Below are 11,809 nucleotides of genomic sequence, written 5' to 3'. Positions count from 1 at the left end.
GCGGGTAGGCTCGTTCTTCCAAACCCCCATGCGACACCCGCTGCCCGTACCCGCACGTACCGCACCTGAGGAGACCTAGGGATGACGCCCGGCAACAACGGCGCGAGCACGCCCGAGGACGACGACGTGTTCGGCTATCTCTACGCCGACGGTCAGGCCCGAGGAGCGCAGCCGCCCACGGCGAGCTACGGCTACCCGAACGCGGTCAACCGGACGCGACCGGTCGGCGAACGCCAGTACGGACAGCAGACCCAGCAGGCTCCGCAGGCGCCCACCGCGCAGTACGGGCAGGTCCCGCCGCAGCAGTCGTACGGCCAGCAGCCGGCCGGCCCCGGTCAGCCGAACACGCACTACCAGGCCCCGGAGTCCTTTCCCGGCGGCCCCCAGACGACCCGCCAGCAGAGCCACGGCGGGGGCGGCGGGCGTGGGCGCGGACCCAACACCAAGGGCCTGCTCATCGGCGCGATCGCCGTCGTGGCGGCCGTCGTGATCGGCATCGGCATCGCCATGCTCGGCGGCGACGACTCCGATGACACCGCCGGCGCCGACACCGGTACCTCCGCCGCCCCGAGCAACCAGGAGAGCACCGAGCCCAGCCCGTCGGCCAGCAAGTCCGCCGACGCGGAGAGCGCCGAGCTGCCGAAGGCCGAGGCCAAGACCCTCCTCCTCGGCGGCACCGCCGCCCTCGCCACCGACATCTCCGGCGCGAAGTCCGACGGCGGGTTCTACGTCACCAACTTCAACTCGGCCGGCTCCTCCATCACCTGGAAGGCGGAGGACGTCCCGGCGAGCGGCAAGTACACGCTGTTCGTCCTCTACGGCGTCCCGGGCAAGAACGCCAACGCCACTCTCACGGTCAACGGCACGGCCCAGGGCCGCGCCCTCAACCTCTCCAACTTCGCGAAGGCCCCTGAGGGCGACTATGAGAAGGGCTGGACGAACACCTACGCGTCCATCCAGCTGAACAAGGGCACCAACGAGATCAAGATCTCCTGCGAGCAGGGCAATTCCTGCGACGTCAACTTCGACCAGCTGTACCTGGAAAAGGGCTGGAAGAGCTGAGGCGGGCCCTCAGGCCGCCGTGACCTCCCCCGTCACCACCACCCGCCCCACCAAGTCCTCGTAGACCTCGCGGTCGAACTCCCCCGCCACCGGCGTCAGTACGGTCGCCGCCGACAGGGCGACGGCGCGGGCCAGGCGGTCCGGCCAGGGGAGGCGGTCGATGAGGCCCGAGATGAGGCCCGCGACCGCCGAGTCGCCGGCGCCGGTCGGGTTGCCGCGGAAGCGGCGGGGCGGGGTGGCGCGCCAGTGGCCTTCGGGGGTGTGGGCGAGGAGGCCGTCGGGGCCGAGGGAGGCGACGACCGCCTGGGCGCCGCGGCGGCGGGCGTCACGGGAGGCCCGGGACGGCTCGTGGGAGCCGGTCAGCTCGGCCAGTTCGTCGGCGTTCGGCTTCACCAGGTCCGGTCGGGCCGCCACCCCGCGACGCAACGGTTCACCGCTGGTGTCCAGCAGCACGGGCACGCCCAGCGTGCGGGCCGTACGGATCAGGCCCGCGTACGCGCCCACCGGCAGCCCCGGCGGCAGGCTGCCGCACAGGGCCACCGCCGAGGCGGAGCGCAGCAGATCGGCGTACGCCTCCTGGAAGGCGGACCACTCGGCGGAGGCGATGAGCGGGCCGGGTTCGTTGAGCTGAGTCGTGTCACCTGACGCGGTGTCGGCCACGGCGATCGTCCGGCGGGTCGCACCCTCCACCGGCAGCAGCGCGTCCACGACACCCGGGGTGCGCGTCAGCTGGTCCTGGACCGCCCGGCCGGTCGCGCCGCCGACGAAGCCGGTGGCCGTCACCTCGTGGCCGAGCGCCGCGAGCACCCGGGCCACGTTCAGGCCCTTCCCGCCGGGCCGTTCGGTCACCTCGGTCACCCGGTGCGTGCCGTGCGGCCGCAGGTTCCGTACGCGATAGGTGATGTCGAGAGCGGTGTTCAGCGTGACCGTGAGGATCACCTGGGCCTGCCCCCTCGGTGTGGACGCGGTCGCGGAGGCTCGATCATGCCAAATGGGCGGCGGGGTAACCCAGTTGGGGATCAGTCGCGGAAGGGGTCCACCACCCACTCGCCCTTTCGCAGCACGCCCTTGAGGGCGAACTCCGCGTCGAGGAGTACGAGGTCGGCGTCCTTGCCCGGTTCGAGGGAGCCCACCCGGTCGTAGAGGCCCAGGAGTTTCGCCGGGTTGGCGCAGAGGGCGGCGACGGCGTCCTCGACCGGGATGCGGTCGAGGGTGACGGCGCGCTTGAGGGCGCGGTCCTGGGTGAGGGTCGAGCCCGCGATGGAGCCGCCCTCCACCAGGCGGGCCACACCGTCCACGACCTCGACCGCCAGCGGGCCGAGCGTGTAGAGCCCGTCGCCGAAGCCGGCCGCGTCCATGGCGTCGGTGATGAACGCGACCCGGTCGGCGCCCGCGTGCCGGAACGCCAGTTGGAGGGAGGCCGGGTGCAGATGCGTGCCGTCGTTGATCAGCTCGACCGTGATCCGCTCGTCCTCCAGGAGCGCCGCGATCGGGCCGGGCTCGCGGTGGCCGAGCGGGGGCATCGCGTTGAACAGGTGGGTCGCCACGGTCGCGCCCGCGTCGATGGCCCGCACGGTCTGCTCGTACGTCGCGTCCGTGTGGCCGATCGCCGCGATGACGCCGTGCTCGGCGAGGAGCCGTACGGAGTCCAGGCCGCCGGGGAGTTCGGTGGCGAGGGTGACCATCGCGGCCCGGCCGCGCGCCGCGTCGATCAGTTTGCGGACATCCGCCGGATCGGGGTCGCGGAGGAGTTCCTCGGAGTGCGCGCCCTTGCGGCAGGGGGAGATGAACGGGCCCTCGAAGTGGATGCCGGCGATATCGCCCTGCTCGGCGAGTTCGGAGAGGAGGCCGGCGCGGTGGACGAGGCCGTCCATGTCGCCGGTGACCGTGGAGGCGACGAGGGTGGTGGTGCCGTGGAGGCGGTGGGTGTGGATGCCCTTCAGTACGTCGTCGACGGTGCCCGAGGTGAAGGAGGCTCCGCCTCCGCCGTGGTTGTGGAGGTCTACGAATCCGGGGACCGCCCAGAGGCCGCGTACGTCGATGAGCTGGGCGTTCTCCGGGGCGCTTCCGGCGATTCGGGTGCCGTCGATGATCACTCGGCCGTTTTTGATGATGCCGGTGGGGAGGACGACGTTGGCGCCCGAGAGGACGTAGGGGGGTGCTTTGCGTGGCGACTGCGGGTGCGTGGGGGCTGGTCGCGCAGTTCCCCGCGCCCCTGACGGGGCGCTGTCGGAACCGGTGGTAGGAGGCGCGGCCTTTGAGGGGGTGCTGGTTGAGCCGGTGGTAGGGGGCGTGGCGCCTGACGGGGTGCTGTCGGGACCGGCGGCAGGTAGCGCGGCCCCTGACGGGGCGCTGCCGGGACCGGCGGCTGGAGGCGCGGTTCCGGATGGTGTGGTGTTGGACCCCGTGTTGGGGAGGGTGGGGGGCATCAGGGGGTTACCTCCGGGGGGTCCGTGGGGGTGAGGAGATCCCAGGCCATGAGGCCGGCGCCGCGGCAGCCGGCGGTGTCGCCGAGCGTGGCGGGGACGATGGCCGGCACTTTCTGGAAGGTGACGCGGCGCTGGACGGCGGTGCGCAGGGGGGTGAACAGGGTTGCGCCGGCTTCGGCGAGGCCGCCGCCGATGATGAGGGTGCGGGGGTCCAGCAGGGTGAGGGCGGTGACGAGGCCGTCGGCGAGGGCGTCGACGGCGTGCTGCCAGACGGCGGCCGCGCGCGGGTCGCCCGAGTCGACGGCCTTGGCGCAGTCCGCCGCGTCGGCCCCGGGGTCGCCGGAGGCCTCCGCCCAGGCCTGGCTGACGGCCGCCGCGGAGGCGAACCGCTCCAGACAGCCGTGCTGGCCGCAGGGGCACGGGATGCCCCCGGGTCGTACGACGATGTGGCCGATCTCGCCCGCGAAGCCATGGGCGCCCGCCTCCACCCGGCCCTCGACGCCGATCGCGCCGGCGATCCCGGTGCCGAGCGCCACGAAGAAGTAGCGGTCCGTGCCCCGGCCCGCGCCTACGCGCCCCTCGGCGAGCCCGCCGGTGCGCACATCGTGGCCGAGGGCGACCGGGACACCGCCGAGGCGTTCGGCGAGCAGCGCGCGCAGCGGGACGTCGCGCCAGCCGAGGTTGGCCGCGTAGACGGCGATACCCCGGTCGGAGTCGACGATGCCGGGCACGGCGACCCCGGCGGCGGCCGCGGGCTCGCCGAAGTGCCGCTCGCCGTGGGCGCGCAGCTCGGCGGCGAAGTCGAGGACGGACGCGACCACGGCGTCCGGCCCGCGGTCGCGCCCGGTGGCCAGGCGGGCCTGGTGCAGCAGCGCGCCGTCCGCCCCGACCAGCGCGGCCTTCATCCCGGTGCCGCCCACATCGAGGGCGATGACATGTCTCACGGGTGACAGTGTGACCCGTCGACCCATGAGAGGTCTAGTCCACTTACGTGGTATAGACCTTATGGGGCGGGTGGTGTAGACCTTATGGAGATATTCGAGAAGTTCAAGATTGACGGGCCTGACGCCGAGCGGGTGAACCAGGCTGTTGCGGGCGGGGCCCGTGCGACAGGTTTGGGACAGTACGAGTGCGACAGCGGCAGCAGCGGACGAAGACCGGCGTCAGGAACAACCGGATCGCGGTGGCGACCGTGCTGGGACTGATGGCGACGCTAGCGGGTTGCGGCGCCTCGGAGACAAAGGGGCCGGGCGTCACCCTCAAGCTGGTCGCCGCGGACTACGGCGACTCGAAGAAGAACACTCGAAGAAATAACTGGGACGCGCTCGTCAAGGCGTACGAGAAGAAGACCCCGGGCGTCGACGTCGACGTCAGCGTCAGGACCTGGAACGACGTCGACCGCGAGGTCAAGGAAATGGTCGCCGCCGGTGAGGCGCCCGACCTGGCGCAGATCGGCACGTACGCCGACTACGCCTCGGCCGACAGGCTCTACGAGGTCGACGACCTGCTCTCCATACCCGTCCAGGCCAACTTCCTCTCCCCGCTCGCCGGCGCCGGAAAGGTCCGCCGGACCGCGTACGGGATGCCGTTCGCCGCGTCCACACGTGTCCTCTTCTCCAACAAGAAGCTCTTCGCCGAGGCGGGCGTCGACAGCGCGCCGCGCACCTGGAACGAGCTGGCCGACGCCGCCGGGGCCCTGGACAAGGCCGGTGTCGAGACCCCGTACGCGCTGCCGCTCGGGCCCGAGGAGGCGCAGGCCGAGACCATGCAGTGGCTGCTCAGCGGCGGGTCCGGCTACGCGGACGACGTCGGCACCTACCGGATCGACTCCGACGACAACGTCAGGACCTTCACCTGGCTCAAGAACGAACTCGTCGACAAGGGCCTCACCGGCCCCACCGCCCCCGCCGACCTCAACCGCGCCGACGCCTTCACCGCCTTCGCGCGCGGCGACGTCGGCATGCTCAACGGCCACCCCAGCCTGATGCGCATGGCCGCCGACCCGGGCGTCGAGTACGGGACGGCCGCCATGCCGGGCATCGACGGCCGGGACCACGCCACCATGGGTGTCGCCGACTGGATGATGGCCTTCAAGCAGAACGGCCACCGCGACGAGATCGGCGACTTCCTCGACTTCGTCTACAGCGACGAGAACGTCCTCTCCTTCTCCCGCGAGTACGACCTCCTGCCGGTGACCTCCTCCGCGTCCGACGCCATGACCGCCGACCAGGACGACACCGACCTCACGCCGTTCCTCGACGAGCTTCCCACCGCCGAGCTGCCCCCCGTCGGCAAGACGTCCTGGGCGGACGTCAGCGCGGTCAAGGAACAGATCGGCCGCGCGGTGCGCCCCGGCGCGAAGCCGCGGGTTGTGCTGGAGCAGTTGCAGCAGACGGCGATGGTGGCGGACCGCGCGGAGTAGGCGGGCTGCGCCCCGTGCCTTTCGCCTCGCTGTCATACCCGTCCGTTACCGTTTCCGCATGGATGAGCTCGATGCGCGCGAACAGGCCATCCTCGCGCTGGAGCGCCAGGGCTGGCCGGGCCCCGGCGCCAAGGAGCGCGCCGTACGGGAGCGCCTCGGACTGGCCCCGGTGCGCTACTACCAGCTGCTCAACGCCCTCCTGGACGACGAGCGCGCGCTGGCCCACGACCCGGTCACGGTCAACCGGCTGCGGAGGGTGCGGGAGAACCGCCGCTCGGAGAGATGACGCGCCCGGGCTTCACGCGCGGGCGGTCGTGGATAGGGTCGGCGTATGGGCAGCCACCAGGATTCCGAGAACCCCAGGGCCACCTTGCCGACACCCGTGACCCAGGCCGGGCGGGAGGCGCTGGACGCGATCCTCGCCCGCCCCGGCCGTACGGTGATCGCGCTCGACTTCGACGGGACCCTCGCCCCGATCGTGCCCGACCCCGAGCAGGCCCGCGCCCACCCCGACGCGGTGGCCGCGCTCGCCGCCCTCGCCCCCAAGGTCGCCTCCGTGGCCGTGGTGACCGGCCGCCCGGCCGGTGTCGCCGTCCGCTACGGCGGCTTCGCCGGGGTCCCCGGCCTGGAACGCCTCGTCGTCCTCGGCCACTACGGCGCCGAACGCTGGGACGCCGTCACCGGCACGGTCAACGCCCCCGCCCCGCACCCCGGCGTCGCGGCCGCCCGCGCCGAACTCCCCGGCTTCCTGGACCGGATCGGAGCATGGCAGGGCACCTGGATCGAGGAGAAGGGCCGCGCGGTGGCCGTCCACACCCGGCGGGCCGCCGACCCCCAAACCGCCTTCGAAGCCCTCCGCGCCCCCCTCACCGACCTGGCCACCCGCCACGGCCTCATCGTCGAACCCGGCCGCCTGGTCCTGGAACTCCGCCCCCCGGGCATGGACAAGGGCGTAGCCCTCCGCGACTACCTACTCGAAACCGACGCCGAATCCGTCCTCTACGCCGGTGACGACCTGGGCGACCTCCCCGCCTTCGCCACCCTGGAGAAACTCCGCACCGAAGGCACCCCCGGCCTCCTGGTCTGCAGCGGCAGCACGGAGGTCACAGAACTCTCGGAACGGGCGGACCTGGTGGTGGACGGCCCGGACGGGCTGATGCGGCTGCTGGAATGCTTGGCGGACCGGATGCCTGCCTGATCCTGGCCTCAACCGTCACGCAGAGTGCTGATGTGTCGCAGTAGCATCACCCGCATGGTCGATGTAGGGGTGAGGCAGCTGCAGCGCAGCAGGGATCGACTGGAGCGAAGCGGGGAGGCGTCGGCTGCCGGCGAGGACGAGGCCACTGCCGGGCTGCTGCTCTTCTACAGCGCCGAGTGCGGCCTGAAGGCGGAAGTGATGCGGCGAAGGAGACTGCGTGACACTTCGCAGCTGCCCGAGGAATTCCGTACCCACGACTTGCGCGTACTGGCGAAGGAACTGAACTGGTCGCCGCAGACGCAGCGAGCGCTGAAAGGCTGTGCGAGACCTCGGAACAACGGCCGTGCGTTGCCGAAGGTCGAGCCCCCGGCGCTGCACGAGGCATGGAGGTACGGTGCGGACCTGGAACCGGAGGACGAGAAGCAGTCGCTGGCAGCGTTGCGGACGCTGATCTCGGAATCCCGGGAGTGATGTCATGAGCGGGAAAACGGGAGCACACGTGGACAGCGGTGAACGCGGCGGTGTCGTACCCGGCCCTCTTTTCACCTGGGTCGACGTCGACGAGCGCCTCGCCCAGCTGGCCGCAGCCGGCCAGTGGCCCGAGTGGCTTCTGGAAGCCGATGCCTGGTGGGACCAACTGGTGCTCGCGGTCAGCCCGGGCACGACCGAGGAGTCCGTAAGCCGGTGGCTGGACCGGGCCTTCGGCCTCGGCTCGATCACTTCTTCCACGGAGCAGTTGGTGCTCGGCCTGGACCGGCCGAGAGGGTTCGGAGCCGAGGGCATTCCCGTCGTGCTCGAAGAGACCGATGACCTGTCGACAGGCCGACGCGTGCCCCGTCTCGCGGAGCGCAGGACGACGGTCGAGCTCGCCCGTACGCTGCCCCGCCCGCAATCCGATCGTCTCGCGGGGGACGTGCAGATCATCGCCTTCCACTCCTTCAAGGGCGGCGTGGGCCGCACGGTGCACGCGGTCGCGCTCGCCGACGATCTCGCCCGGTCGGGGCACAGGGTGCTGCTCATCGACGCGGACCTTGAGGCACCTGGCATTACCTGGATGCACCAAGCGCAGGGCGGTACCAGCGACATCAGCTACGAAGATGTGCTTGCCCTCCTGCACGGCACGAGCGACGGGGACACGGCGTCCGTCGCCGAAATCGTTCGCGGCTCCCTGGTGGGCCAGTTCGTGGTCGGCACCGGCCCGGGAAGGCTGGCGATCCTTCCCGCCACACGCCGGTCGCGGCTCGGTCCGCCGCGGATCGAGCCCGTCGACCTGCTGACGCATGACCGATCGCGCTACTTCCTCACCGAGTCCCTGGCAGAGCTGGCGTCGGCCGCCGGACTCGACACCGTGATCATCGACCTGAGGGCAGGCGCGTCCGAGCTGTCCGCACCCGTGCTTCTCGACCCCCGGGTGCAGCGCGTGTTCGTCACCACGCTCAGCAGCCAGTCCCTGGACGGCACGGTACGGATGATCCGGCAGCTGGGAGCCAAGGCACCCGCGCTGCTCGGCCAGGATCCCGCCCCCACCGCCGTGGTCACGCAGTACCGCCTGGATGTCCACGACGCCGAATCCGAGGCCGCTCGACGGGCCCTGTCCAAGGCACTTGACGGGGCCTTGAGCGTCAGGGAGGGAGAGGAAGGGGAACGGGACGTCGTCGTCGACACTCAGGCGATGACAGCCACACTGGTCAGTCCGTTCCGTGACGAGTTGCTCGCACTACCGGGCAGTTGGGACGACGTCGTCGACGTCGTACGCCGCTGCGGACTGGGCGAACGGGTCGCCGAACTGGCGCGGCAGCTCTCGCCGGGAGACTTCATCGACGCGGTCGGAGCGAACGGCCCCGCAGGCGTCGAGGAGCGCAGAGCCGCACTGTGGGAGCGCGCGGCAGCACTCGTCTTCGCGGAGCGAACCGGCCTGGACGGGGCACTGGGATTCCTGTCCACCGAGCCGCTGCGTCGGCTGATCGGCGACCACCGCGGCTCCTTGCCCGTGACCGTGGTGGTCGGGGCGAAGGGCGCCGGGAAGACCTTCACCTACGCCCGGATGTGTGCCGCAGGGAGTTGGCCGGCCTTCGCCGCGAAGGCGGGTATGGAGGTGCTGGCCGACGCGCTCGTCGTACCGGTCCTCGATCCCGCCAATCTCGACCAGAGCCCCGCAGCCGAAGGGGGCACCGGCCCGCAGGACCTCCGCGACCGGGCCGCCGGCGGCCGGGGGGCGACACGCGCCGAGATCCTTCGGCTGCTCAACGAGTCCCTGAGGTCTCGTGAGAACAGCACGGACCCGGAGTTCTGGTCATACATCTGGCTGCGGTGCATGGCGATCGCCGGGGGCAGCGAGGTCGCCCGCAACGATGATTGTGACGCCGAGTCCGAGTTGCTCGCACTCGGCCGGCGAAAGCGGCTGCTCTTCGTCTTCGACGGGCTGGAGGACTTTCTCCAGGAACTCGACGGCGAGGCCAAACGGGTGGCGCTGCGCGCCCTGCTCGTGGACGTCCCCGAGTGGCTGCGATCGGTGCGCGGACGCCCCCTCGGTCTCGTGGTGTTCGTACGCCGTGACCTGGCGGCATGGGCGATCCGGCAGAATCTCGGCCAGTTCCTCGACCGCTACGAGCCCTACGCCCTGCGCTGGGACGCTCAGGAAGCGCTGCGGCTCGCCCTCTGGGTAGCGGTCACCGCCGGGGTCGTTCCCGAGCCGGAGCGGGATCTCACGGAACTTCCGTACGACGAGATCGCTCACGCGCTGCATCCGGTCTGGGGGGCGAAGCTCGGATCGGACAGCTCGCGAGAGGCATGGTCCGACCGCTGGGTTCCCGCGGCCCTGGCCGACTTCAATGACCAGGTGCAGGCCCGTGACGTCGTGCGCTTCCTCCGACAGGCCTCGGAACTGTCCGAGGGGGATGAACGCACCGACCGGTTGCTCGTCCCGTCGGCGATGCGTAACGCCCTGGCCCGGTGCAGTGCGGAGAAGGTCAAGGAGATCAGCCAGGAGAACAGACAACTCGGTGATCTGCTGAATGACCTCGGGCGGTACGCGCACGACGTGCTCATGCCCTTCGAGGCCGAGGACGTCGGACTCGACGCCAACGGCATCACCGTGCTGCAGGAAGCGGGCGCACTGGCGAAGGACGCGGACGGCCGCTACCGGCTGCCCGAGATCTACCGGCACGCCCTCCGCTTCAGAACGCAGGGACGGGCCCGCGTCGTACGGCGGTGAAGCCGCTGTCGGCCGATCAGTCCAACGCGTGCAACTGATCCAGGAACCACTGCGTCGGCGGCAGCGCGGTCCCCGCGGCGGCCAGCCGCTTCGTGCGCTCCGCCCGCTCGTCCGCGGGCAGCGACAGCGCCTGGTGGAGTGCGGCGGCGGTGCCGCCGATGTCGTACGGGTTCACCACGAGCGCGTCCTCGCCCAGTTCCTCGTACGCCCCCGCCTCCCGCGACAGCACCAGCACGCACCCCTCGTCGGAGACGACCGGTACCTCCTTGGCGACGAGGTTCATGCCGTCGCGGATGGGGTTCACGAGGGCCACGTCGGCCAGCCGGTACGCGGCGAGGGATCGTGCGAAGTCGTCCTTCACGTGCAGGACGACCGGGGTCCAGCCCGGCGTCCCGTACGCGGAGTTGATCTCGTCGGCGACCCGCTGGACCTCGGCCGTGTAGTCCCGGTAGACGGCGAGGTCCTGCCGGGACGGGTAGGCGAAGGCGACGTGCACGACGCGCTCGCGCCAGGACGGCCGGTCGTCGAGGAGCTGCCGGTAGGCGAGGAGGCCGCGCACGATGTTCTTGGAGAGTTCCGTGCGGTCGACGCGGACGATCGTGCGGCGCGGGGTGCCGTCGGGGGCGGTCCCGACCTGCTCCCGCAGCGCGGCCATGCGCTCGTCGACGTCCGCCTCGTGGGCGCGCCGCCGCAGGAAGTCCGCGTCGGCGCCCAGTCCGTGCACACCGATCCGGGTGCCGGACGGGATGCCGGGGCCCAGCACGGCATGACAGCAGTCGGTGAACGCGTCCGCCCACCGCTGGGTGAGGAACGCGGCCCGGTCGGCGCCGAGGATGCCGCCCAGGACCTGCGCGGCGATGTCGTCGGGGAGCAGCCGGAAGTAGTCGACCGGCGCCCACGGGGTGTGCGAGAAGTGCCCGATCCGCAGGTCAGGGCGGAGTTCGCGCAGCATCCGCGGCACCAGCGCCAGGTGGTAGTCCTGGACGAGCACCGCCGCGCCGTCCGCCGCCTCGTCCGCGAGCGCCTGGGCGAAGGCCCGGTTGTACGTCTCGTACGACGCCCACCGGCGCCGGAACTCCGCGTCGAAGACGGGCTCCAGGGGAGTCTGGTACAGCATGTGGTGCACGAACCACAGCGTGGAGTTGGCCACGCCGTTGTACGCGTCCGCGTGCACGTCCGCGGGGATGTCCAGCATGCGTACGCCGGGCTCGGCGACGCCGCGGCGGACGGCCTCGCGGTCGCCGTCGCCGAGGGCTGAGCACACCCAGACGGCGCCCGCGTCCTTGTCGATCGAGGACAGGCCCGAGACGAGGCCGCCGCCGCCGCGCTTGGACCTGAGGTCGCCGGTCTCGTCCTGCGTGTACGTGACCGGGCCGCGGTTGGAGGCGACGAGGATCCGGGCCGCACCGTGCGTTGATGCCATACGGCTCAACCTAGCCCGGGGGTGAACCGGTCAAACGTGCGGTTGGGCCGTATACGGGGGC

9 protein-coding genes and 1 pseudogene are annotated in these 11,809 nt (G+C 71.5%); 6 read left to right on the top strand and 4 right to left on the bottom strand.

Annotation, left to right across the window (positions count from 1 at the left end; all coding sequences use genetic code 11):
- Nucleotides 1-81 precede the first annotated feature (81 nt).
- Nucleotides 82-1,062 carry a CBM35 domain-containing protein gene (locus I8N67_RS17475; RefSeq protein ID WP_200304037.1) on the top strand — a complete coding sequence of 327 codons (981 nt, stop codon included), beginning with the start codon at nt 82-84 and terminating at the stop codon, nt 1,060-1,062.
- 9 nt (nt 1,063-1,071) lie between these two features.
- On the opposite strand, the gene I8N67_RS17470 is transcribed toward I8N67_RS17475, so the two are convergent.
- From I8N67_RS17470 to I8N67_RS17460, 3 genes and pseudogenes are all read right to left on the bottom strand, one after another.
- On the bottom strand, nt 1,072-2,001 hold the full coding sequence (locus I8N67_RS17470; protein ID WP_200304036.1) for a 1-phosphofructokinase family hexose kinase: 930 nt from the start codon (nt 1,999-2,001) through the stop codon (nt 1,072-1,074).
- Between the two features lie 80 nt (nt 2,002-2,081).
- Nucleotides 2,082-3,212 (bottom strand): annotated as a pseudogene (gene nagA / locus I8N67_RS17465) (N-acetylglucosamine-6-phosphate deacetylase); the annotation flags it as partial.
- Nucleotides 3,213-3,490: 278 nt separating this feature from the next.
- Entirely contained in the window at nt 3,491-4,462 is a 972-nt protein-coding gene (locus I8N67_RS17460; protein ID WP_200304035.1) for an ROK family protein, read from the bottom strand.
- A 233-nt stretch (nt 4,463-4,695) separates the two neighbouring features.
- Between I8N67_RS17460 and I8N67_RS17455 the strand changes: the two genes are divergently transcribed.
- Genes I8N67_RS17455 through I8N67_RS17435 form a run of 5 tightly spaced genes read left to right on the top strand, consistent with a single transcriptional unit; the run spans nt 4,696 to nt 10,325 of the window.
- A complete protein-coding gene (locus I8N67_RS17455; protein WP_200304083.1) occupies nt 4,696-5,913 on the top strand; it encodes an ABC transporter substrate-binding protein in 1,218 nt (405 codons plus the stop codon).
- A gap of 58 nt (nt 5,914-5,971) precedes the next feature.
- Nucleotides 5,972-6,199, top strand: coding sequence for a DUF3263 domain-containing protein (locus I8N67_RS17450; protein WP_200304034.1), 228 nt, complete (start codon nt 5,972-5,974; stop codon nt 6,197-6,199).
- Between the two features lie 45 nt (nt 6,200-6,244).
- On the top strand, nt 6,245-7,111 hold the full coding sequence (gene otsB / locus I8N67_RS17445) for a trehalose-phosphatase (RefSeq protein ID WP_200304033.1): 867 nt from the start codon (nt 6,245-6,247) through the stop codon (nt 7,109-7,111).
- A 54-nt stretch (nt 7,112-7,165) separates the two neighbouring features.
- Complete coding sequence (locus I8N67_RS17440; protein ID WP_200304032.1) at nt 7,166-7,582, top strand: hypothetical protein; 417 nt, start codon at nt 7,166-7,168, stop codon at nt 7,580-7,582.
- Between the two features lie 4 nt (nt 7,583-7,586).
- Nucleotides 7,587-10,325 carry a KGGVGR-motif variant AAA ATPase gene (locus I8N67_RS17435; protein ID WP_200304031.1) on the top strand — a complete coding sequence of 913 codons (2,739 nt, stop codon included), beginning with the start codon at nt 7,587-7,589 and terminating at the stop codon, nt 10,323-10,325.
- Between the two features lie 16 nt (nt 10,326-10,341).
- On the opposite strand, the gene I8N67_RS17430 is transcribed toward I8N67_RS17435, so the two are convergent.
- The gene (locus tag I8N67_RS17430) at nt 10,342-11,748 is read right to left on the bottom strand and encodes an alpha,alpha-trehalose-phosphate synthase (UDP-forming) (protein WP_200304030.1); all 1,407 of its coding nucleotides are present in this window, start codon (nt 11,746-11,748) and stop codon (nt 10,342-10,344) included.
- Between the last annotated feature and the right edge of the window lie 61 nt (nt 11,749-11,809).

This window comes from Streptomyces adelaidensis (genome assembly GCF_016598475.1).
GTDB classification, from domain to species: domain Bacteria; phylum Actinomycetota; class Actinomycetes; order Streptomycetales; family Streptomycetaceae; genus Streptomyces; species Streptomyces adelaidensis.
This window is presented reverse-complemented; position numbering and strand designations above follow the sequence as displayed.

Coding starts and splice junctions, on each gene's coding strand:
- I8N67_RS17475 (WP_200304037.1), top strand. CDS start 82: ATGACGCCCGGCAACAACGGCGCGAGCACGCCCGAGGACGACGACGTG.
- I8N67_RS17460 (WP_200304035.1), bottom strand. CDS start 4,462: ATGGGTCGACGGGTCACACTGTCACCCGTGAGACATGTCATCGCCCTC.
- I8N67_RS17455 (WP_200304083.1), top strand. CDS start 4,696: ATGGCGACGCTAGCGGGTTGCGGCGCCTCGGAGACAAAGGGGCCGGGC.
- I8N67_RS17450 (WP_200304034.1), top strand. CDS start 5,972: ATGGATGAGCTCGATGCGCGCGAACAGGCCATCCTCGCGCTGGAGCGC.
- otsB (WP_200304033.1), top strand. CDS start 6,245: ATGGGCAGCCACCAGGATTCCGAGAACCCCAGGGCCACCTTGCCGACA.
- I8N67_RS17440 (WP_200304032.1), top strand. CDS start 7,166: ATGGTCGATGTAGGGGTGAGGCAGCTGCAGCGCAGCAGGGATCGACTG.
- I8N67_RS17435 (WP_200304031.1), top strand. CDS start 7,587: ATGAGCGGGAAAACGGGAGCACACGTGGACAGCGGTGAACGCGGCGGT.
- I8N67_RS17430 (WP_200304030.1), bottom strand. CDS start 11,748: ATGGCATCAACGCACGGTGCGGCCCGGATCCTCGTCGCCTCCAACCGC.